Raw genomic sequence first — 24,336 nt, 5'->3', positions numbered from 1 at the left:
TAAAAATCGCTGTTTTACTTGTTTTCCAACTGCTGACTTGCATCACTGGCAAGCGAAAAAGCAACATCCGTTACTCGAACAGAAAAAGCCCGTTCACCTTTCACACCAAAGCGGCCACCACGAGCATAAAGATCATACCCCGTGACAAAGGTGACTCCCCATTGCTCAGAACGTCCAAAATTGTAAACTTGGCGATAATGATCTACCCAAGCGCCTTCTGGCGTTTTGAAGGGTTTATTGATCGAATACTCAAGCTTTGAGATCAATCCGGTGCCTGCATCCAAGTGCAGCCCGCCGAGCATTTTTTGAGACACAATAGCATCTATAGGACCATCATTATTTGATAGCTTATGTTCAAACTGAACGCTCCAGCCATTAGAAGTTTGTTCGATATGCCCTCGCCCTAGGCTTGAACGCAAATCATCAGCAAATAAACGCACATCAGGCTGAGCTTCTTTCGCCCAATCACCTACAATCGCATCTAATTCCCGGTCATCCCCTAGACGTCTTACAATACGGAAACGCTGATTTGGAGGCTTCAGTGGATCAAACTCCAATTCACGTATGGCTCCCTCACTTTTAACAGAAGCTCGAAAAGCTGCACGCATAGACGGCATTGGCTCAGCATCAAAAAGAGCAATGTTCAATGTCTCCAGCGGCGTTAACTGAGCTCCCGCATAAAATAAAATAGCACTAATCAAAGCCATTTGTTGCCCTTCAACGCATTCAACAACTGCCAATAAGATAGAAAAAAGCCCCTAAGGAAATGGAAATTTTCCAAAGAGGCTTTAGCCTTAGCAATTCAAGTGACATGCAATTACGTCGAAAAAATGCAATTCACTGCACGATTTTGCGACATGCTATTTTTTGATTGATTTTACCCAATGCGGGGCCCTCTCTTCAACAGACGCAGTTAACCCTTCTACACCTTCAGCAGATACCCGTTGCTTCGCGCTTTGCTTTGCAACCATGTGCATCAATGATGAATCGATTGGTTCTCCAACCACCGCAGAGACCAATTGCTTTGTGTTTGCCAGCGCTGTAGGTCCTGCTTTGAATGTTAAGCTAGCCATATACTCTGCTAATTCTTCCATCTGTGTTTCATCATCAACAGAATATTGGACTAGACCAAGTTTTTCGGCGTAATTTCCATCAAACGTTTCGCTCGTCAGAAACAATGCCTTTGCCCAACGCGGCCCAATAGCTTCAACCACAAAAGGGGCTAACGTGGCTGGCAAAATACCGCGTGCAACATCTGTAAAACTGAAGCCCACTGTTTTGAGGGCAATTGCTATATCACACGCAGCAATAAGGCCGATGCCTCCACCGCGAGCATCTCCATGAACCAAAGCCAGAGTTAATTGTGGCATTTCATAAAGTTTGCGAAGCATGCTGGCCATTGCATACGCATCTTCTTCATTTTCTTTTTCAGTGTAATCGATAGCGGCCTTGGTCCACTCTTTGTCTCCACCAACAGAGAAAACATCACCGGCTCCTCTGAAAATCACCAATCGGACTTCAGAAGTTTTTGAAACAAGATCTATAGCATCACTCAGTTCTTCGACAACCTGCGCATTAAATGCATTGTGCATGTCTGGTCGGTTCAACAAAATGACCGCCACCCCCATTCGAGAAACATCTAACTCAATGTGCTGATAATTCGACATTGCCTGCCCCTTTGACTGATGAAGTGAACTCATCGTCCTACCCTACATTTCGTAGAGATAATTTCTAGTACGCGACCTGCGACAAAACCCTCATCCATTAACTATCAAACAATTTAAATTAACAATCCGCGTTTAGCTAATTTAAATACTATCGTTATCTAATAATAACGATAACAAACTTCAGTATTCACAGTATTCGAGACAATGAGGAAACTATCGGTAGATTTTAAGCAAGAAACTCAATCGCGCGATCCCGCGCGATTACGACGCATGTCGCTTATAATCATGTCATTTGCCGCAGTTTTACTTGGATTATTTATCCTATATGTGCTCATGGAAAAGGGCTATTCCGCCCTCAATGAATCCACTCCCAACCTTGGAAAGCAAGAATTACAATTGTCTTGCCAGGAAGCCATGATAAGCAACAACATTGTAGATTCTGGTGGCTGCCAATGCATCACACAAGCTGCTCTCTCTGAAGGTTCTCTTACCCCCAAGCAACAATCAGAGTTAAAACGGTATTTCACGAGACTCAAATTTTCCTCAACCCTACTAAATGGAAAAGCCCCAACGGCATTGAAACTATCTCGCGAGATTGGACTGAAATACGGTCACCCATTTTTAAGCAAATATGGCCACTGCACACGCACAGGCTTAAGTCCCCAATAGAACAAATCTACAATAAATTACGTTTTATGTTTTCTTAGTCGCAAATTATTTGGGATTGTCGATTAAACTTGTTCTAGGTATGGACAATTTCCTGAGCAAGATGAGCGTACATTATGGGCCTTTTACCGAGTAGAGAAAAAAAACTCACTCCATCCGTTCTTGATGGCATTCCTTTCCTGCAGGACGTTCCCAAAGCAACGCTCAAACTACTTGAAGACGACATTTCTCATTTCTCTATTCCCGGCGGTCAACAATTGTTTGCTGCTGGTGCCCCCGCCGATTCAATATATTTCGTCCTGTCAGGTTCATTGGGTGCCTTTCAACGCAAAAGCGATGGAAGATCAGAATTCCTTGGACACATAAGAACGGGCGAACCAGCCGGAGAGATTGCTCTTGTTGCAGGCGAAAATCACCAAAATGATGTCTACACGCTTCGAGATTCTGAGTTAATCCAACTAAGACGCCAGGGCTTCATGAAGCTCATCAAATCCGACCCAGGATTATTAGAACGTTTAACCCGTATTCTACTTCTAAGGCTAAGAAAATCGCGCAGGAAACAACCGCGCCGCGCAGAACCACGTGTATTTGCTCTAATGGCAACTTCACCAACAATTGACATTGATTTAAGAGCTCAAACTCTCGCCAATGAGTTGGAAAAACTATCTCTCAAGGTCAAAATCGTTGACGAAAGTGATGCAGACAAAGATTCTCGCTACTTCGATGATTTAGAAGCACGCCATGACATTGTAATTTTTAAGACAGCCATAGGTGATAGCAATTGGTTTAGAATGAGCCTTCGCTATGCCGATAGAATTTGGGTGCTTGCCAGAGCTGATGCACACCCATCTTCACCCCTTATGCCGGAAGATAAAAGTCCAACGCGGCAATTCAAACTCGTGGATGTTATTTTACTTCACCATGGAAATTCTCGAACTGGAGCAGAACCTTCAAAATGGAGAGACGCCGCCAAAGCATCTCGGATTTTTCATTGGGATGGCTTAAATGATGACGACTGCAAACGGCTGGCTCGCGTTATGGCTGGACGTTCCGTAGGAGTCGTTCTCTCAGGTGGAGGTGCGAGAGCTTACGCAACTATCGGTGCTGTTCGCGCACTTAGAGAAGCTAACTGCCCAATAGATTTCATCGGCGGAACTTCTATGGGTGCGGTTGTTGGTGCCTGCGTTGCTGCTAGATGGAGTGATGATGAAATTGATCGTCGCATAAGGAAAGCTTTTGTTTCGTCAAACCCATTATCTGATTACAACCTACCGGTCGTCGGTCTAGTTAAGGGGCATCGCGTAGACAACAGATTGGCAGAAAATTTTGGCGACTTAAACATAGAAGCACTTGAAATTCCTTTCTTTGCCATTTCTACAAATCTAACACACGGAAGTATTCGAATTCATAATGAAGGAGAGCTTGCACGTGCACTGCGTGCCTCAATTGCCTTACCAGGTATTCTACCCCCTATTGTCGAAAATGAAGATATTCTGGTTGATGGGGGCGTTTTAAACAATTTCCCCGCTGATGTAATGAAAGATCTCCATCGAGGCAAAATCATCGGCGTCGATGTGACCCAAGCAGACCGCGGACTAAACCCGGATGATTTTGTAAATCCTCTCGGCTTCTTTCATTGGACATTTAAAAACGGATTTTCAACTCCCCCGCCTATAGCAGCCTTATTGATGCGTGCTGCCACGGTGAGCCTCAACCCACTTGATGCAACACAACACACCGATATGCTGATCACGCCAGATATTGAAGATATAGAGCTTCGCGATTGGAAGGCTTACGATGAAGTTGTAGAGCGCGGTTATATTTCTACAAAAAAAGCGCTAGCTCAGCTCACAGGCCCGCTAGCGCGTACTTTATCCGTGTAATGCTTAAAGCTTAGTCTTGCGCAGGCTTTCTGCGGGAAATTAAGAAATATGCCGCCATGAGAAAGACTACACCGCCGATAGCGATCATCAATGGACCAAAAGCTATCGTACTTTGATTCATAGCATGCCCGGGACGCGCTTTATTGTAAAAATCAACTATACCAAAGACTATTATCGCAAGCGATGCAATCAATGCGCTAAGCCAAAGTCTGCGCCCTGCCTGCCCCCCTTCGATATCTTGAGCTTCATTCAATTCTGGTAAATTGATCGATGCTTCTTCTAAATCATCAATATACTTTGCATCACTCTGGATAGTCTCAGTAGCGTATCCATATCCTTCTTTGACTTCAGGCTTTGAAACCTCGTCATTGATGTCGTCATCTTTTAATTCTTCTGACAAATTCCATGCGTCTCTTGATGAGACTTCATCATTTTCATCGGAAATGTCAGGAGCACTTTCTTTCAATTCCTCTGAAAGGCTCAGCACTTCTGGTTCGAAAATATTCTGCAATCTCTCAGCAACTGCACTCGCAGCTTTTCCAGGTGTCGCTGAAGCAGGTTTTACATCATTTTCTGTTTCTGTGGCTTCATCCTGAAGATTTTCAGCAAGTAACTCTTGGATAATTTCTTCAGGAGTTTCTTGATTGTACTTCAAATCTAAATCTTGAGTTTTTTCATCAGCTTTGAGGTCGGCAATGACTGCAACCAATTCGGCGTCTTTGTCTGAAACAGTATTCGTTTCTTTCTTGGGTGCGTCGTCATTGGCAACCAATCGTTCGACCTTACCAACGGCAAGCGCCATTGCGTCAAACGCATTGACTTCACGCTCAGAAAATTCAACGGCGTCGTCTTGGCGGGCGCTGTTTTCTTCAGTTGTTTCAGCTACAGGGTTAACATCTTGCTCCGCCTGCTTTAGCGCATCATCAACTTCTGCACCGATGGCTTGAAAAACTTCGTCATCTTTATCACCGATAAAAACAATTTCTTTTTCATCCAAATCAGCTACGTCAAATACGTCTGTGTTGGTGACTTTGTTTTCGACTTCATTGTCTTCTGAAGCCTTCTCGTCGAACTCTACAGTTTCACTAGAAGACAAGATATCCTTAATGTCCTCAACAGGTTGTGCCGTTTCGGGAATCGGTGATCCGTTCGCCAACAATTCTTCAATAGCACTCGTCATGCTTTCAACATCAGAATTCTGCGTTTTTGTGGTTTCTTTAAATGAAACTAGCTGAAGCTCTGTATCCAACTGCGGTGCAACTAGTGGCGTTGCAGCGGTTGCACGGCCATCTGGGTGCTCTAGAAATAGTGATTTCTCAATAGCACGCCTACGCACAAGGGCATCCACGACATATACTTGGCCATTGATGCGGGCCTTGCGCCAAACATCCATAGCTTGGGCAGCACCCAAATGATCACCAACATTTAATCTGCGAAGAACTTCACTCTCCTGAAACAGTCCAAGTGAAATGTTTGAAACAAAAGAAACTATTGCGTCGTGTTGGTTTTGATTCAGAGGAGAAAAAACAAGGTCATCTAGCCCCTGTTCGATAGGCTTCAAATCATAAATGAGTAAGGCTTCTGCATCTTCTTGAGAAACCCTCACACCTTCACGCGCAGATTTTACATGCCCATAACCAACAACCCAACGACCATCTGGAAGACGTGTTGCACGCTCTCGAAAACCTTCAAAACTCTTGATAAGAGCAAGTCCTGAACGAGAAATACGAAGTGAAATGGTCATACGCTTGGCCCGAAGGTTACAAAAAATCCTATAATCTAGCCAAGTTTATGCAATAAGGATGCCTGTTTTGCGGCAAGATTAAAGCAACACGATTGTCGCCAACCCTAAGAACGCGCAAAATCCAACAATATCAACACTTGTTAACACAAAGACTGAAGATGCCACTGCCGGGTCGGCTCCAAGTTTTTGCAAAGTGAGTGGCACGAGAACGCCCGCAAGTCCTGCCCAGATAAAAGTACAGAACATCGCTATACTTATGACACCAGCCAATCGCGGATCGTTGAACCAAATCAATGCAATTAATCCAACGCCGATTGAAAAAATTATCCCATTCAATACAGCAGTGAACAATTCACGTCTTACAGCTTGCCCTGCTCTTGCCCCCATCATATCGCGTTCAGCGATGGCTCGCACAGTTACTGCGAGAGCTTGTGACCCAGCATTCCCCCCAAGTGCAGCAACAACAGGCATTAAGACAGCCAACGCTATGATTTGTGAAAGTGTATCTTCAAAAAAGGAGATCGCTCCTGAAGCCAAAAACGCAGTAAATAGATTTACACCTAACCAAGGCGCTCGTGATAAAACTGCATCCCAAACTGTTTGATAGGACCCACCATCATTCACACCCGAAAGAGCCAATAAATCTTCTTTATTCTCTTCTTGAATAACATCCACCATGTCATCCACGGTGATCATACCTGTAAGCCTACCGCCTTCATCTACCACAGGTGCAGAGGCAAGATTGTATTGTTGGAAAAGATAAGCGACTTCCTCTTGATCCATTTCCGGTTTCACCGCTGCAGACAGCTCAACACCCAACTCTTTCAAAGGTGTCGTTCTAGAAGCGCGAATGAGAACGGATAAAGGCACCACTCCTGTTAATCTGAAGGCAGGGTCCACCAAATAAACTTCAAAAAATGGTTCCGGTAAGTCTTCCGCGGAACGCATATGATCAATTGCTTGACCAACGGTCCAAAACTCTGGAGCAGCGACAAAGTCGCGCTGCATCAATCGACCAGCTGTTTCCTCATCAAAATTTAGGGATGTCTCAATCGCCGCGCGATCAGACGCATTGATCTGTTCAAAGACTCGTTCCTGACGGTCATCTTCAAGGTCAGCTGCCAGTAAAACAGCGTCATCGGAATCCAGATCTTCAAGTACATCAGCGACAATTTGGTCTGACAATTCATCTAGTACGCCAGCGCGAAGATCTTCGGACAATTCTGCGATCATGTCTGCAGGTAATTGATCCCGCAGCAGTTTTACAGCTTGTTTAAACACATGCGGCGGCATTTGTTCAAACACATCCGCCATGTCAGCTGGGTGCAGATCTTCCATCGCGACAATCAATCCATCACGAGCACCAACCTCAACAAGCTCGACAAAATGTCCGACAGTTTCTGCATCCACACCAGCCGTATCGCCAGGACGTTCGTCTATATCATCTTTTAAATGTTTTGAATTTTGAGTCATGCTGAGGCCCTGCAGACTGATTCCTAGGTCGTGCTTAAACCAAATTAGAAAACAATGCGAGAGTGTTTAAGCTTAGGAAAACACAATAGGCATCAACCAGTATAAAACTGTTGTAATAAGACCAACGCCCAAAATGTTTAGTTTCAACCCAATACTTGCCATGCGAGACATTGAAACTCGACCAGTTCCAAATACGATTGCATTTGGTCCGGTTGCCATCGGCAACATAAACGCGCAACTCGCCGCCATCGCGACTGGCACAGCCAATGTCGTCAATTCCATCCCAGAATTGCCAGCCATAGCGCCTAATATTGGCAACGTAGCCGTCGCCGTTGCAACATTGCTTACGATCTCTGTTGAGAAAATGACAACTGATACTAACACCAGAATGAGTATCAAAGTTGGAGCGGAAGTTAATCCTCCCATTTTAGTCGCCAACCATAATGCCAAACCAGACTCTGAAATCCCCAAAGCAAGGCTCAACCCTCCACCAAACAATAAAACGACTTCCCATGGGATTTGTTTAGCGTTGTCCCAATCCAATAGCTTTGTCCCTTTTTCAGTACTTTTCCCGGCTGGCACGACAAACATCAAAATCGCACCCCCAATTGCGATTATGTGATCGGTCAAATATTGAAACGGAGTGGCTCCAAACAATTCCAATCCATTCAATGGACGACGAACAATCCAAAGAATCGCTATGACTGAAAAAGTAATTAGAGTTCTAAATTCGGGCGTAGACATTTTTCCCAGTGCGTCCAATCGCTCTTGAACGACACCTCCTCCACGGCCATGCTCGTCAGACGCAATCTTCGCACCCCAATGGGTCAGTACAAACCAAGCTGCTGGCAACATAACTGCAACCATAGGCAAACCAATCGACATCCATTGCGCAAAGTCGATATTATATTGGGCAAATTCTTGAAGATATCCAATGACGATTAAATTGGTTGGTGTACCTACAGGTGTTCCCAAACCACCTATGGATGCTCCATAAGCTATTGCCAACAACACAGCCACAACCAATCCGTCATTTTTTTTGGCCTCCCCCGTTATCGCTCTAGCAACAGATAAACCTATGGGAGCCAACATAATAGTCGTGGCAGTATTGGAAATCCACATGGACAGCACCGCTGATGCCATCAAGAAACCTGCGATCAACGCTTTAGGGTGATCGCCCACTCGCACCACGATATTTAAAGCAAGACGAGTGTGCAAATTCCACTTTTCAATTGATTTTGCAGCAATAAACCCTCCCATTAAAAGAAGAACTATAGGACTGGAATAGGGAACAACTGCTTCCTTAATTGGCAACACGCCAGATAACGGAACAATCACGATAGGTAGAAGCGATGTAACCCCAATTGGTACTGCCTCGGTAATCCACCAGATTGCCATCCACAGGGCCAGAGACACAATTACCCAACCTTCAGAAGATAACCCGTCAGGTGCAGGAAACAACTGCAACAAAGCTGCTACGCCGACACCCGCCCAAAGACCTATAGACTTCGCCGAATGAAATGATTTTGTCTCGCTATCAATCTGATCTTTTACCAAAATCATCCCCTGCTCTGCCAGAACCTCTTAAAGCCCTCGACCTATGAATTTGTAGCATAGTCAGAATACTTCAAAGACCAACAGAAACATTTTAGTTATGCAAATTTGGTAAAAAATAAAACCGCCGAGCCTTTATGAAGCTCGGCGGTTTGGGTGTTATGGAAGTTTTGAACCTGGCACCCAAGGCGCACCAGCTTCAGCAAGTTCAGCTTCAAAGTTTGGAATCGTCACATCAACGAGCGTCGTTAAGCGGTTTTGAATAGGACCAAACTCTGATTGAGCAATATCAAACTGATCACGAAGCGTCTGCGTTGGACCATAAGTTGATCTTGCTAATCCTGTAAGTACTACCCCTAAACGGCTTCTTACAGTTGGTTGAGTTCTCTCATAAACAGCATTTCGCGCTGCATTGCCATTTATAAGGCTCGCGACAGCATTCACTTCATTGCGAATACTCTGCAAGCCATTTTCTAAGACAACTGGATCACCGCCGGAAACTCGCTCGGTTGCGATTGCCATCAATGTTAGTTTGCCTTCTACTTCTGCCAATTTAGCATCAACGGCCGTCACAGAGCGATTGAACTTAGAAACTTCAGCCCAGAACTCTGAAGCATCAGATTGATCCGCCAAAACGCCATTGCGCATGCGCCTCACTACAAAAGTTTGCGGTGCCACTAGTTCTTCGGAAATTCCTCGAACACGTTTAGACAATGAAACGGTGTACTCACCAGGTGCAACCAGGAAGCCCGTCGGTTCATCATCAGGAGACTCGCTTACCGCTGCAATACCTTGGTAAGGATAACGCAAATCCCAATTAACGCGGTGGAACCCTTTCTTCGCAGGCCCCTTTAAACGTCTAACGACGTTGCCGTCGGAATCTCTCACTGTGAGCCAAATTGTAGGTTCAACCTCCTGAAGTTCAGCTGTAATCGCTCCAAATCCTGGGAATGGAGTGTCATCACCTGCTTCAATTTTCGGTTTTTCCGATTTAGTACGTTGCTCTTTCAACGAAAGGATATCGTCCTTCAAATAGTAAGTGAAGTTCGCTCCAAATGGTGGATTTGGTGCACGGTAATATCCATGTCCCTGAGATCCACCTTCATTGAAGGCCAATGTCGGTTGCTCAATATACCAAAGCGCATCGCGCCCAGGGAACAACATTACTTCTTGCTCAAGGCTTTGCTCGCTCAGCGACCTTAGTGGAGAAATATCATCTACTATAAAGAAACCGCGACCAAAACTGGCAGCAACCAAATCATCTTCGCGGCGTTGAATAGTCACATCGCGGAATGAAATTGTTGGTGCATCTCCAGTAAATTCAACCCATTTTTTTCCACCATCAAGAGTGAAAAATAGTCCAAATTCCGTTGCAGAAAATAGTAAGTTTGGATTCACATGATCTTGCACGAGACGCCACACCAAATGACGGTCCTCTAAATTCCCTGATATACTTTTCCAAGATTTCCCGCGATTTGTACTCTTCAAAAGATACGGAGCATAATCACCGTATTTGTGATTATCCAGCGCGATATATACCGTATCTTCATCGAAAAGATCAGCCCGAATATCATTTACAAATGCTGTTTTCGGCACCCCAGGAAGACGACCAACTTCCACTTTGCTCCAAGTTTCACCACCATTTTCTGTGATCTGAATGAGACCATCATCAGTACCCACATAAATCAGGTTCTCATTTAGCGGAGACTCTCCAAGTGAAGTGATCGTGTTGTATTGAGACATCGCATATATGTCCCAACCAGCTTCCCAGCTCCATTGACGCCCTTGAACTGGAAGCTTCATGCGGTCTTCATCACGTGTTAGGTCACCGGAAATAGCTGTCCAGCTGTCACCACGATCATCAGAACGCCATACTCGCTGTGAAGCAAAATAAAGTCGCTCCGGCTGGTGCTGACTGACGAGAATAGGTGCATCCCAGTTCCAGCGTTCAATAGCATCACCCGGCTGAGGTTGTGGCTTAATGTAAACAAATTCACCAGTCGTGCGGTCAACACGGGTCAAGTTACCCTGCTGCCACTGAGCATATATGATATCTGGATTACCGGGTTCTGTTGCAGATTGATGTCCATCCCCCCACAAAGTCACAAACCAATCAGAATTTCGAATCCCCTGAATACTGTCCGTACGAGACGGGCCACCTTGTGAATTGTTATCCTGAGTACCACCAAAAACATTGTAGAATGGCTCTGCGTCATCCACAGCAACCTTATAGAACTGTGTTATCGGTAGATTATCGATAAAACGCCATGTCTTTGTATGATCATAACTTTCATATAGCCCGCCGTCTGACCCAAACATGATGTAGTCTGGGTCTTCGGGGTGGAATGCAATTGCATGGTCATCAACGTGTTTATATTCATTGTTTAGACCGCTAAAAGTAGCACCACCATCGTGTGAGATCTGCGACGCATTTGATACAAGGTAAATACGGTCAAAGTGGTGCGGGCTCGCATAAAGCTCTTGATAATAGTGAGGACCTGTTCCGCCACTCACTGTATCCGACATTTTCTCCCAGCTTGCACCGCGATTTACAGATTTCCAAACACCACCTTCACGTAAGTCCAACTCGATAGCGGCATATAAAACATCTGGCTGCATAGGTGAAATGGCTAGACCAATTTTCCCCATATTTCCTTCAGGAAGACCAGACTTTAGTTCAATCCAAGTTTCACCACCATCATCAGATTTCCAAAGACCACTTTCAGGACCTCCCCCTACATAGGAGGCAACTGTACGATGGTGTTGCCACATAGCTGCGTAGAGACGATCAGGGTTGCTCGGATCAATGACTAAATCTGTAGCCCCTGTATATTCTCCGGAAGATAACGTATTTGTCCAAGTTTCACCGCCATCGGTAGTCTTGAACACCCCACGTTCCCCACCTGGAGACCAGAGAGGCCCCTGAGATGCAACCCAAACTGTATTTGAATCCTCAGGGTGAACAATAATTTTTGAAATGTGTTCTGAAGCTTCAAGCCCCTTTTTCTCCCAAGTGGCTCCACCATCATCAGATTTGTAGATTCCATCTCCAAACCCATTGTGACGTCCACCGTGGTTCTCCCCTGTTCCAACCCAAATTCTGTTTGGATCAGATGGATCATCTCCCAGCGCACCGATGGAATATGAGCCTTGCCCATCGAACAGAGACGTCCACGTTGTACCAGCGTTTTCAGTTTTCCAGACGCCACCAGACCCTACGCCCACGATCCATGTCGCTGGTTCCTCAGGTTCAATGATAATATCTGCGATACGACCAGACATGAATGCTGGTCCAATATTTCTCAGTTTAAAAGCATCAAATGTTGGGCTTGAAAGAGGCTTTTGTTCTTCTGCCTCATCTGCCCAAGCTGAAGTCATGCTGCTCATCAATGCAAAAGCACCAATGACGAATACTTCACTTATTCTCTTCATATACCCCGCCTCCCGCAGCGCGTCCGAAACACACAATGAATTCTCGTACGAATGTTCAGTTTATTTATACTTAGAGTAATAATGTAACGGCAAAAATGGCAAGCAACGATCAGAACAAAAATCGACAAAAACTATATAAAAAAACTATATTTTGGTCATTATTCAAACTTTTTTACTCAAATAGGTTCATTATCAGAAAGACTTGATCATCAAAAATACTGCCATCAATATAATAACGATGGACACACAACCAACAATGTGAGTTCCAGTTACAATGCTCTTGCTTATTTCTCTGACTTGGACTTCCTTAGAGATCCGCAGCCCATAGATCGTAACGCCCGAGACTGACAAACACGTCAACGCAAGACCAAATACGAACCAGATAAAACGTGACCAAAACCCTCCCCAAATTCCAAAATGAATTGGATCAGCTGCTTCAGCAATTCTTGCATGAACACTAAGCTCATCAGCATGTAAATTTAAAACTGTTTGAAAATTGATCGCATCGACCCAAATCGCATTGACGCGATCACGCACCAATATTTCATCTTCTTGTCCGCGGAATCCAAAAGCTGCACTTCCTTCTTCTGGAAACAAAACTTCTCGTATCTTTAGTTCTGGACGTTCTGTCGTTGCAGCGAGGAGTGCATGCTCTAAGTTTGAGACAAGACTGGCATGGCTTAGCTTAGTTGATGAACTACCTGCGGACTCTATCTGATCAGGCGCTGCTCCGCCCGTGCTTTCGATGAAATACCATAGACTGGTTATTGAGATAATAGTGACAAACCACAAACTCCAGACACCAATTAATCTATGAAAATCACCTAAAAATAATCTCGGCTTTGAAAAACGAATGGGTTTGAAAAAGCCTCGCCACCACTTCTTGTAAACAACCAATGATGTCACCAATGAAATCAACAGCGCGATGGACAAACTCGAAACAATAGGAACTCCCCAAGCCTTAGGCAGAAATAGATGCCGATGCATAAAGCGTATTGTTCGCTGGACAGTCATCCAACCATAGTCTGCCTGCACATTGGACGTTTCTGGATGAACATAAACGAGACGTTTTGAACCATTTTCGGTTTTAACAACAGCCCGAGCTGCAAAGTAAGAAGAGATTGGAGCTTCAATTGATTGTATTTTAGCTTCCGGAAAAGCTTTATTCACAGATATGGCAATGTCAGCCCACTCTACATTTTGAGCACTTACTTCTGCCCGCATGCCTTTATGAACTAGCCAATCAATTTCATTTGAGAACACCGCAAGAGTTCCGGTTAGAAGAATGAAACTCATCAATATGGACAATTTCAGTCCAACCCAATGGTGCACAAACCACCACATTCTTTTGCCCGATTTAGCAGCAATTTTACCCGTAGCTATTTTTTCGGAAGATGGAGAGTTATCAGCGAGGGACATATACAATTACTAAATTTCAATGCGGAATATGCCACCATGTGGCAGAACAATTTAATTGGCAATAGACTATAGACCTACTTTCATATGATCTAATTTTCTAAATATCCTTGCATAAATATATCTCGTCACTCTAATACAAATGAAACAACGTGTTTCCTTTCTATCATTTTTTGAAACAAAACGCTTTTAGCTATCTTAGACATGCCTTCACCAGACAAACGTTCTCAAACCTTGTTGATCAGCCTATTGGGTGCAAGTTGTTCTTTTAGCTGGCCAATGAAAAGTCACGCGGAAACAAAACCAAACCCAGCTTTGGACACAATCATTGTTACGGCTTCCTCTGAGAAAGCTATTGTCCAACTTCCTTTCGAATTGGAAACTTTGACACGAAGCGAATTACATCAAAAACAAGCTCGCACAATTCCCGAAGCTTTGCGTGTGCTACCAGGTGTACAAATTCAGAAAACGGCCAATGGACATGGTTCTCCATTTATAAGAGGTTTTACTGGAAACCGCACATTAGCGCTGATTGACGGTATTCGTTACAACAATTCCACCTATCGCGATGGTGCAAACGAATACTTCGCACACATTGATGTACATTCTATAGAAAACATTGAATTGTTGCGTGGACCGGCGTCCGTTTTTTATGGCTCTGAAGCAGTTGGTGGAGCCATCAATTTACAAACAAAGTCGGCTATTCGAGAGGCCGATGATTACTATTTTTCACCATCGACATCAGTACGCTTTGGAACGGGAGAAGACAGCAAGTCTTACCGAATTTCTTCTAATTTTGGATACAAAAACACTTGGGGAATGAATGCTGGAATTACCAGTAAATCATATGGAAATGTAAGAGCCGCCGATTTAGGTATTCTTCCCAATACTGGCTATGACGAGATAAGTGTAGATGTGCGATTTGATTATCTGTTACACAGTGGATGGAGCTTAACGGGGCTACACCAATCTTTTTCTCAAGATGATGTTTGGCGAACTCATTCCACCCTCTCCAACATTCCATTTGAAAGCACCCAATCTGGTACCGATATAGTTAGGCTGAAAGATCAGAAAAGGTCACTGTCCTACATTCGTTTATCTAATGAACAGTCTCTTTCATTTTTCGATGCTGCGTCCTTAACACTGTCATATCAGCCCAGAAAAGATACAGAACTGCGTGTACAGAGTGATGGTTTACATATTGATCAAGGCTTCACATCTAATACTCTGGGAACAGATCTTAAGTTCTACAAATCTGTAAATTTTGGACAATTTTCAATTGGCATCAGTCAATACATCGATAACATTGATAGTTGGCGGTTCGACACTCCTGCAAATTCGGAACTCACTACTCAACGCATTCAAGGTCCCGTTGGCGACAACGCAGTTTACAATCAATTTGGAGCTTTTGCTCAATTTGAATCAGATCTGACTGAAAGACTTTCATTGATCCTTAGTGGTCGCTTCAGTTCCCTATCTGCGGATGTAGACCAGTTTGAGGATCCCAATTCCGGCCTTCCAACAAATCTAAATCAAAATTGGGATGATTTGTCTTTTGGTATTCGATCTAGCTATGCTTTGACGCCTCAAAGAGACCAATTCATATGGGCCAGCTTGTCGGAGAGCTTTAGAGCACCAAATATTGCGGACTTAACGCGATTTGGGCGCTCCAGAAGTACTGAGTTTGAAGTCGCCTCCCCCGATCTGGATCCAGAGCAATTTGTTACCTTAGAATGGGGCTGGAAACTTTCTAACCAATCTCAACAAGCTGGCGTTACTTGGTACTACACAGACATCAAAGATTATATTCAGACAGCTCCAACGGGAAAAATTGTTGAGGGGCTAGATGAAGTCTCGAAACAGAATTTAGCTGAAGGATATGTTCAAGGTATCGACGTTAGTTATTCTAGATCAATCACTCCATCCACAAGAGCTCACTTAAGTGCTTCTTGGCTGGAAGCCGAACTTAGTTTGCCAACTCAACCGGATACGTTCGAACCTTTTAGTCGTATGATGCCACCGTTTGTTAGAATAGGTCTTGATTGGAGGTCGACAACTTTACCCCTTGAGATAGGCAGCGACATCAGGATAGTCGGTCACGCAAATCGCCTATCTTCTGGCGACAAGAGCGACACACAACGCATCCCAGCGGGAGGTACACCTTCCTATGCATTGTGGGATGCTTTTATTTCTTATGATTTGAGTGAGAAACACAAACTGAACTTCACATTAGAAAACATCACCAACCAAGCTTACAGAGTACATGGCTCCGGAACTAATGAAGTTGGTTTCAATGCTATAATCTCTCTTACGAGTACCTATTGATTTAATTGAAAAAACCTTCGGACAATCTGCCCGAAGGTTTTAAGACGTCTAAATAAACTTCAAGCGTTATGGCTTAAAAAGCATACTTGGTTGAAAAAGTAATTCGGGTCATATCCCCTTCATCATCAATAACACCATCTCCTTCTAGTGCTCTAATTCCATGAAGAATTTCTGTTCCTAGTGTCACCTTCGGGATTGGATCCCACAAAATTGCAGCATAGGCCGACTGGACGCTTTCTGTGACATTGGCTCCCAGATAATCAGGATTATCAACAAATAGCCCCGAGTATCCGACGTTAAACCTTGCAGTCTCTCCAAATGGATGTCTCCAAGCTACCAAACCGCCATAGGATGTAATTGCATCAATGTCGCCATCTACTGGGTCAATTGCAGCTGCGCGGCTTGCCGCCAATCCAATGTAACGTCCCAATCCTTCTCCACCTGAGAGGTTGAAGCGGATGTCATCTTTTTCACCGACTTTTAGCCTACCAGCAACGCTCAATCCCCAACCAAACACTTCTTCTTCAACCGTTCCTTGCTCCACAGCCAGTTGGCGAAGAATTGCAGCAATGGAAATATTTCCATAATCGCCTTTTGCATTGTAACGAGCGATTACATCCGGCAAGACATTATCATCCTGACTGCCGACATTCAAAGTCGTTGTATTGGGATTTTCAACAGCAAATTGCCAGTTTCCGCTAGTATATCTAACCATCGCCTGACGACCGAATATCATTCCATCTGACAGGGTCAAAAAGCTCGCGCTTTCAGGAATAGCGGACAAATTCTGGAAAGTTGTCCATTCCTGACCCACACGCCAATTCCCATAATCAATATATGCACGGCGAAGACGTGGAGAATATGAGTTGGATACCAACTCATTACCTTGAGCTGAGCCAAGGAAATCCAATTCTAGATATCCAGTTACCTTTTTGTCTCCAACCTCTCTCTGCCCTGTGAAACTGATACGAGATGCTTGCGCAGAAAAGTCTGTGACAGTCGATTCACTTCCACCAATTGGCGTGGCACCAGGAATATGGAAATCTCGGACAATTGAATTGCTAGCGACTTCACCTTCTGAGAAATTTGTCGCGTGGAAGTCTGCATCAATGAAACCACCTATTTTGAAGGTCGTATCTCCCACAGTAAAACCATCAATGCTTGGCGCACTTTCAGCTTTGGGTGCGTTGTTCAGTGATTTTTCTATACGGTCTATGTCATCTGCGACTGCATTATTCTGTGTGTTTAGTTCTGCCTTCAACTCAGACAGCATTTGTTCAAGGTTTGAAATCCGGTCTTCCAGTGACTCTTGAGCCAATGCTCCAGGTGCATACGTCAACGCAATTGCAGCAGTCGTTGTTAAGATTGCCCGCTTGAGATTTATCTTCCTAGTCATTTATTCCTCCCCTCCATATCAATTTTTTCTTTTGGAGTGAGGAGATATTGAACGCTCTACTTAAACCGCGCCATTAGCCATTGGGTCTAAGACTAAGGTCTAATCAAGGTTGAATCATTCTAAAAAATCAGTCAGAATATTACAGATAATAAATATAAATCAGTGGGAGGAAACAGATGACGAATGGGCCCAAAGTGCTCATTGTGGACGATCATCCATTGTTCCGTGACGCACTAGAAACCGCACTACAGTTAGCGTTCCCTAAAGGCGCGCACATATCTCAAGCTGCCTCGCTTAGCCAAGCAAATGAATACATAGCGGACCAATCTTTTGGATTGATTCTGCTTGATCTCAATATGTCCGACTTAAAATCCTTTGACGGATTGCGGCAGATAAGAATGGAAGTTCCAGATACACCTGTTTTTGTTGTATCCGCGACGGAAAACGCTGAGGCTTTTCGAACTGCCAAACACCTTGGAGCCAAGGGTTATTTACCCAAAAGCCTTTCTTTGGAAGAGCTATCTGCTGCCTTGGTGACTGCGCTGGATGGTGGAACATGGTTTCCTGCCTATGAGGACATAGTGGATTCTGACGCTTCATCAATTGCGGAAAAAATCTCAACCCTCACACCAGCTCAACAAAAGGTAATCTCAAGCCTGGCAGATGGATTGCTGAACAAACAAATTGCATATGAAATGGGAATTTCGGTTGCAACCGTGAAAGCTCACATGACAGCAATTTTCAGAAAACTCGGCGCAAACAACAGAACACAAGCCCTTTTGATCTATAAACAAGGGCTAGAGATTTAGACACTAATCGACACTGTCTGCGATGCTCAGCAAAAATGTTTTAATTGCTTCTGGATCAACGGGTTTGGAAAGCACAGTGATGTCCGCCTTCTCTTGTGAACCGAAGATTTCTTTTTCTGATTTGGCGGTTAGCAACGCCAATTTCGGTGAGTAGGCATGAGCCTTTTCTATACTTTTAAGGAACCCAATCCCATCCACGTCGGCACCTAACTGGTAATCAGCAAACACTACATCAATACTATTTTTGGTTAGTATTTGATGTGCTTCAGGAATAGTGTGTGCCGTGAACACTTCCATCCCCCAAGCAGTCAACAAGCTTTGCATGGCATCAAGAATGGTGACTTCATCATCTAGCGTGAGAATACGCAATTCTGGAATTTCAGAGGGAGTGATGCTTTTCGTTGTTGCTGGTTTTGCAAAAGCCAAGCTTTGCCCTTCAACGCGAGGAATAGTAATGGAGAACACAGACCCCTTGCCTTCAATGGACTTCACTTCAAGTTTCGCTTTCATGAGGTGAGCCAACCTCTGCACAATAGAAAGGCCTAACCCTGCTCCCCTTAAACCTAAATTGTCAGTATCTTGAAACCTAGAAAACTCCTCAAAAAGAGTCGCTTGGTTTTCTTTAGAAATACCTGGACCTGTATCCCAAACTTCAACCTTAATATGATTGAGACCTACGGGCCTACAACCAATCAATATGCCGCCTTTTTGAGTATATCGCCGCGCGTTTGAAATGAAATTTCTCAGAATACTCTGCAAGAAGTTCGGATCTGCTTCAACCCACGCGGATGTAGGAGCTACCCTCACACTCAAATCAGCCATTTGCGCCATGGGTTCAGCTTCTTCAGCCAAATCTTCCAACATTATACCTATTGGAAATCTCTCCGGTTTCGCTTCAACACTTTCATGATCAAGCCTTGAAATGTCCAAGAGGCCTTTGAGCAATTGATCCGCCGATTGAATAGAACGATCAGCTTTCTGAACGATTTCCTCTACATGGTTCTCGTTTTGTGATGATGGTTTAATAGCACCTAAGAATAATCGTGCAGCATTCAATGGTTGTAGCAAATCATGGCTAGCTGCAGCAAGAAAACGCGTTTTCGAAGCGTTTGCTGCTTCAGCATCCTGACGTGCTCGTTCAAGTGCTTCAGTCAGTTGTTGCAGTTCCTGTGTTCGCTCCGAGACACGGCTTTCCAGTGTTAAATTGGCTTCACGCAGTTCGCCCTCACGTTCTTTATCCAGAGTAATATCGTGAAAACTAGTGACGTAGCCTCCTCCAGGCATCGGATTACCCGTAATTCTATACCACCTACCGTCAGGTGTCGTACATTCATAAGCATGGTATCGCCCCACCCTCATGTGATGAATTCTTCTTTCAGCAATCTCTCTTGGATCGCCCATTATCCATCCTGTCGAAATATTGTGATGGATGAGATCTTCAATGGGACGCCCAACTTCAAGTAATTCATCAGGGTATCCAAAAAAATCTTTGTAAGCACTATTCCACGCGACCAATCTTTGCTGGCCATCCACAACGCTAATACCTTGGGGAATACTTTCCAGTGTGGCCTGTAGTAAATGTCGATCAAATTTCTGCGCTAATGATTCTTGGTCCAAGATGGAAAGCAAATCGCTAAACGCAACTTCCGACCCCTTAATAGCAGATGAAATTAATACTCTTGCGGACGCAGCTCCCACCGACCGAGATAATAATCGCTCAGTTTCCTGAATAACTTGCCCATCAGCAAGCATGTTGGATGTTAGCGCTTCGCCATCCCGGTTACGCATATCTGCAAAAGCATTTTCAACAGCTTCCTCTGTAAGAAAGCGAGCAGTAAGCGTCTTCAGCCCCGCAACTTTTACTTCACCGAGAAATTCATAATCTATCGGTTTTTGAGTTACTGGTTTCGATATGTTTTCAACCGAAAAAGCATTTGCCTGAATTGTGTCCCTCAGCCTAGTTTGACTTTGCCGAGATACTAAGATTGTAACGAAAATGTTGGAAGCTAAACTCCAAAACACACCATGCGTCAGCGGGTCTGAAACTTTAATACCAAAGAGAGCATTTGGATCAAAAATAGTTGGTAAATGCCGAGCCATGATGTCTGCATCCAGCATTGAAGGCAGCAAGAGAGTATACACCCATATTATTGCTCCAACTGCTAGACCAGCGATAACACCGTTTCGATGTGCGCCCTTCCAATAGATTGCAAACAACAGCCCCGGCGCAAACTGAATAACCGCTGCAAATGATATCAATCCAGATTGCGCAAGCGCCTGACTCGAGCTGGCGATTAAGTAATATAGGTATGTGAGCGAAAGAATGCCGACTATGACAAATCTACGAATAAGCACCAATCTTACGCCATGCGCGCCCTCAAATTGATTGCGTTGCCCATATTTTAAAAGAAACGGCACGATCAAATCATTGGTTATCATCGTGGAAAGCGCCATACACGACACAATCACCATTCCACTTGCAGCAGAGAAACCACCCAAAAACACGATTAAAGCTAGAAGCGAATTTCCCTTATCCTGGGATAAAGACAGCACAAAAAGGTCTGGAGCAATTGAACCGGGCAACACACTCAAACCGGCCCAAGTAATTGGCACCACAACCAAACTAGTTAAAAGCAAATAAACCGGAAAAATACGTTCTGCACTCTTAGAGTCTTTAACGCTCAATCGTTCCACAATTGCGACATGGAATTGTCTTGGCAGACATATCATTGCGGCCATCGACAACAAGGTCAAAGTCACAAACCGTTCTGTTGTGGGGATGTTGGTAAAGTGGCTCACTTCTCTTGAAACATCGACAGAATTGCGAGACAAAATCCAAATGGAAAGTCCGGCTACAAGTATCAAAGCCCCCAGTTTCACAACTGCTTCCAGTGCCAGAACGCACATTAAACCTCGATTATGTTGTGTCGCATCGGAATTTCGAGCACCGAACAAAATAGTGAATATCGCTAACACCACTGCGGCGAAAAACACCGTAGTATCTAGCGATATACTATGAGCCTCAATATCCCCACTTGTCAGATAGCTAAAGCTCATTCCTATCGATTTAAGTTGAAGTGAAATATATGGAAGCACGCCAACAGCTGCAGTCGTTGTTGCTAGCACTCCAAGACTTTGACTTTTACCATATCTAGATGAAAGAAATCCCGACAGAGAGGATATGCTCTCTTTCTTGGAAATATCTGCAATATTTCTGACAACAGATGGGTAAATCAGAAATATAATCGCTGGTCCCAGATAAATTGCAAGATATTCAATGCCCGCTTCAACCGCTGTTCCAACCGCACCGAAATAAGTCCAGCTAGTACAATACACAGCAAGTGCTAGTGCGTAGACTATAGAGGAATTTATGTTTTTGGGACTTTTATCGACACGCCAAGCAACCGCAAACAGAGCTGCAATATAACAAGTTAATACAATCAATACTGACCATACTGGCATGTCTAATTTCCTCCATAAATCAGTTTGGTATTAAAACGGTCTCTCGGGCAAGTTATTGTCGGCTAAAAAGAAAAAAAGCGATGCAGTCTCCTGCATCGCTAAAGTTAGGTGAGAGTTGGTTATTATTCAGCCGGTGCCATTCCAGCATCAGCAACACCATGTGACTGACGAGTACCAGGCACACGAATGTCCTCAACAAGATCTTGAATGTCCTGCGGAGGAGGTGCAGTCATCAGTGATACAACCACGCCGACAATTATGCTTAGGAACATAAAGACAAATCCAATTCCTTCAGGAGAAACACCGAACAAGTATTGCTCAGGTGAACCACCACCAAATTTGAAGAAGTAGATGTATCCAAATGTAGAAATCAAACCAACTAACATGGACACAATGGCCCCCTCCTTATTCATCCGTTTCCAGAAGATACCGAGGAAGATAATCGGGAATAGAGACGCAGCAGCAAGACCAAAAGCAAACGCCACAACCTGCGCAACAAACCCTAATTGGCTTGCATAAATCCCTAAAAGACCGGCAGCACAAACAGCTCCTGCAGCAGCAAATCGAGCTACTCTAAGTTCTGTTTTATCATCCATGTCAGGGAAGAATGTACGTCTACACAAATCATGACTTACCGCTGATGAGATAACCATCAAAAGACCAGCTGCTGTCGACAAAGCGGCGGCTAGTCCACCTGCAACAACAAGCCCGATCACCCAGCCTGGAAGCTGTGCAATTTGTGGGTTAGCCAGCACGAAGATATCACGGTTTGGGTTGACTTCGTTTTCAATACCATCGGGTGAATTTGGTCCACGATATTGCATAATACCGTCACCATTCTTGTCTTCAAATTTTAGAAGACCTGTAGGTTCCCAATCCTTGTACCATTGAGGAACAGGCTTTTGACCAGCAGCAGTCAATTCTGCCGCTTTTGTAGAATAATCAGGACCTGTCTCCGCGATATAGGTTGCATCGTTTACACTATCGATAAAGTTCAAGCGAGCAAATGCGCCAACAGCAGGAGCTGTTGTGTACAAGAGAGCGATAAACACGAGCGCCCAACCTGCAGATACACGTGCGGCCTGTGCGCTTGATACTGTGAAGAATCGAATGATAACGTGAGGCAGACCAGCTGTCCCGAACATCAACGCACCTGTGATTGCGAAGATATCAATCATTGATTTATTTGATTGTGTGTACTCTAAAAAACCAAGATCAGTTACAGTTTGATTTAGCTTTTCAAGCATGGAAACATCCGTACCAGCAGCATTCCCGATAAATCCTAATTGTGGAATCGGGTTTCCTGTAATGATCATAGACATGAAAATTGCAGGCACTGTGTATGCAAAGATTAGCACACAATATTGCGCAACTTGCGTATATGTGATGCCCTTCATTCCGCCGAGAACTGCGTACACGAACACAATAAACATTCCGATTAGAATTCCGACGTTGAAATCAACACCAAGAAAACCAGAGAATGCAACTCCTACACCTTTCATCTGACCAGCAATGTATGTGAACGAAACGAACAGTGCACACACAACAGCGATCACACGCGCAAAAGTGGAATAGTAACGGTCACCAACAAAGTCGGGCACCGTGAATTTTCCAAACTCTCTTAAAAATGGAGCGAGTAATAGTGCAAGCAGAACATAACCGCCTGTCCACCCCATCAAATAAACTGAACCGCCATACCCCAAAAAAGCAATAAGCCCAGCCATTGAAAGGAATGATGCAGCCGACATCCAGTCAGCAGCTGTAGCCATTCCATTCACTGTTGGATGAACATCGTGTCCAGCCACATAAAAGTCATCCGTTGATCCCGCCTTAGCCCATACGGCAATACCGATATAAAGCGCAAACGTAGTTCCAACGAAAAAGTAAGTCCAAAACATCTGATCCATGACTTAGCCCTCCACTCCGTATTTCTCTTCGAGCTTAGTCATGCGACGACAATATACGACGATCAGTATGACAAAGACGAAAATCGATCCTGATTGTGCAAACCAGAATCCCAAAGGCGCACCGCCGATCGATAGATTATCGAGCGCATCGCGAAACAGAATTCCTGCTCCATAGGATACGGCGAACCAAATAGCTAAAAGCGAACAAGTTAGGGTAAGTACTTCCGACCAATACCCCTTCACGTCTATTTTTTGTTTTTCTTCAGACAAGATTTGCTTCCTCCCCTGTTTGATAAGAAGCGAGATTTTTCGCATTTTCATGCTGGGGGATATTTGATCAATCTTGTAGAGGGACTTTAGTCGTATAAAAAAGAATAATTCTAAGAATTGTTATTATCGGCTGAATCAGATTGCTCCCGCGCGAATTTCCATTCGGCGAAACCACCTTTTATCAACCAACCGGCTAGAACCACTCCGCCTATGCAGTACAATTCATTGAAACCAATCCCAGGCAAAGCGATTGCGGAGAAAAGTCTAATCCCAAAAATGACCAATAATAATAGGCCTAGCGCGATCATAATATGATGTTTCATCGAAAATCA

The 24,336-nt window shown here is 44.2% G+C and carries 16 protein-coding genes; 4 read left to right on the top strand and 12 right to left on the bottom strand.

Annotated elements, in window-relative coordinates; all coding sequences use genetic code 11:
• Positions 1 to 14 precede the first annotated feature (14 nt).
• Positions 15 to 707 (bottom strand): hypothetical protein, encoded by a 693-nt coding sequence (locus F551_RS0103150; RefSeq protein ID WP_018996026.1) that lies wholly within the window; start codon positions 705 to 707, stop codon positions 15 to 17.
• Between the two features lie 153 nt (positions 708 to 860).
• Positions 861 to 1,700, bottom strand: a complete 840-nt coding sequence (locus tag F551_RS0103145) for an enoyl-CoA hydratase-related protein (protein ID WP_233355195.1) — start codon at positions 1,698 to 1,700, stop codon at positions 861 to 863.
• A gap of 237 nt (positions 1,701 to 1,937) precedes the next feature.
• On the opposite strand from F551_RS0103145, the gene F551_RS0103140 reads away from it, so the two are divergent.
• Together F551_RS0103140 and F551_RS0103135 are read left to right on the top strand one after the other, a co-directional pair.
• Entirely contained in the window at positions 1,938 to 2,336 is a 399-nt protein-coding gene (locus tag F551_RS0103140; protein ID WP_155825741.1) for a hypothetical protein, read from the top strand.
• Positions 2,337 to 2,449: 113 nt separating this feature from the next.
• Positions 2,450 to 4,216, top strand: coding sequence for a patatin-like phospholipase family protein (locus F551_RS0103135; protein WP_018996023.1), 1,767 nt, complete (start codon positions 2,450 to 2,452; stop codon positions 4,214 to 4,216).
• A gap of 10 nt (positions 4,217 to 4,226) precedes the next feature.
• Here the strand turns inward: F551_RS0103135 and F551_RS0103130 are convergent, their stop codons facing one another.
• The 5 genes from F551_RS0103130 to F551_RS16155 all read right to left on the bottom strand — a co-directional run bounded on the left by F551_RS0103130 (position 4,227) and on the right by F551_RS16155 (position 13,838).
• Positions 4,227 to 5,960, bottom strand: a complete 1,734-nt coding sequence (locus F551_RS0103130; protein WP_018996022.1) for a lysozyme — start codon at positions 5,958 to 5,960, stop codon at positions 4,227 to 4,229.
• Positions 5,961 to 6,038: 78 nt separating this feature from the next.
• Positions 6,039 to 7,433: a magnesium transporter gene (gene mgtE / locus F551_RS0103125; RefSeq protein ID WP_018996021.1), complete on the bottom strand. Its 1,395-nt coding sequence runs from the start codon at positions 7,431 to 7,433 to the stop codon at positions 6,039 to 6,041.
• A 72-nt stretch (positions 7,434 to 7,505) separates the two neighbouring features.
• Complete coding sequence (locus F551_RS0103120) at positions 7,506 to 8,996, bottom strand: SLC13 family permease (protein ID WP_018996020.1); 1,491 nt, start codon at positions 8,994 to 8,996, stop codon at positions 7,506 to 7,508.
• A gap of 150 nt (positions 8,997 to 9,146) precedes the next feature.
• Positions 9,147 to 12,419, bottom strand: a complete 3,273-nt coding sequence (locus F551_RS0103115; RefSeq protein WP_018996019.1) for a VPS10 domain-containing protein — start codon at positions 12,417 to 12,419, stop codon at positions 9,147 to 9,149.
• A 192-nt stretch (positions 12,420 to 12,611) separates the two neighbouring features.
• A complete protein-coding gene (locus tag F551_RS16155; RefSeq protein ID WP_018996018.1) occupies positions 12,612 to 13,838 on the bottom strand; it encodes a PepSY-associated TM helix domain-containing protein in 1,227 nt (408 codons plus the stop codon).
• 276 nt (positions 13,839 to 14,114) lie between these two features.
• Here F551_RS16155 and F551_RS0103105 point away from each other — a divergent pair, with 276 nt between their 5' ends.
• Positions 14,115 to 16,160: a TonB-dependent receptor gene (locus tag F551_RS0103105; protein WP_169334118.1), complete on the top strand. Its 2,046-nt coding sequence runs from the start codon at positions 14,115 to 14,117 to the stop codon at positions 16,158 to 16,160.
• 73 nt (positions 16,161 to 16,233) lie between these two features.
• Here F551_RS0103105 and F551_RS0103100 read toward each other — a convergent pair whose 3' ends face one another.
• Complete coding sequence (locus F551_RS0103100; RefSeq protein WP_018996016.1) at positions 16,234 to 17,556, bottom strand: DcaP family trimeric outer membrane transporter; 1,323 nt, start codon at positions 17,554 to 17,556, stop codon at positions 16,234 to 16,236.
• Positions 17,557 to 17,732: 176 nt separating this feature from the next.
• On the opposite strand from F551_RS0103100, the gene F551_RS0103095 reads away from it, so the two are divergent.
• Positions 17,733 to 18,365 (top strand): response regulator, encoded by a 633-nt coding sequence (locus F551_RS0103095; protein ID WP_018996015.1) that lies wholly within the window; start codon positions 17,733 to 17,735, stop codon positions 18,363 to 18,365.
• 3 nt (positions 18,366 to 18,368) lie between these two features.
• Here F551_RS0103095 and F551_RS16150 read toward each other — a convergent pair whose 3' ends face one another.
• From F551_RS16150 to F551_RS0103075, 4 genes are all read right to left on the bottom strand, one after another.
• The gene (locus F551_RS16150) at positions 18,369 to 21,827 is read right to left on the bottom strand and encodes a PAS domain-containing hybrid sensor histidine kinase/response regulator (protein WP_018996014.1); all 3,459 of its coding nucleotides are present in this window, start codon (positions 21,825 to 21,827) and stop codon (positions 18,369 to 18,371) included.
• Between the two features lie 122 nt (positions 21,828 to 21,949).
• Positions 21,950 to 23,734 (bottom strand): sodium:solute symporter family protein, encoded by a 1,785-nt coding sequence (locus F551_RS16145; protein ID WP_018996013.1) that lies wholly within the window; start codon positions 23,732 to 23,734, stop codon positions 21,950 to 21,952.
• 3 nt (positions 23,735 to 23,737) lie between these two features.
• Entirely contained in the window at positions 23,738 to 24,004 is a 267-nt protein-coding gene (locus F551_RS0103080) for a DUF4212 domain-containing protein (RefSeq protein WP_026296617.1), read from the bottom strand.
• A gap of 110 nt (positions 24,005 to 24,114) precedes the next feature.
• Positions 24,115 to 24,327 (bottom strand): hypothetical protein, encoded by a 213-nt coding sequence (locus tag F551_RS0103075; RefSeq protein ID WP_018996011.1) that lies wholly within the window; start codon positions 24,325 to 24,327, stop codon positions 24,115 to 24,117.
• Between the last annotated feature and the right edge of the window lie 9 nt (positions 24,328 to 24,336).

This window comes from Hirschia maritima DSM 19733 (assembly GCF_000378345.1).
Classification (GTDB): domain Bacteria; phylum Pseudomonadota; class Alphaproteobacteria; order Caulobacterales; family Hyphomonadaceae; genus Hirschia; species Hirschia maritima.
The sequence above is the reverse complement of the archived record's forward strand: the minus strand, read 5'-3'. Positions and strand labels throughout refer to the sequence as shown.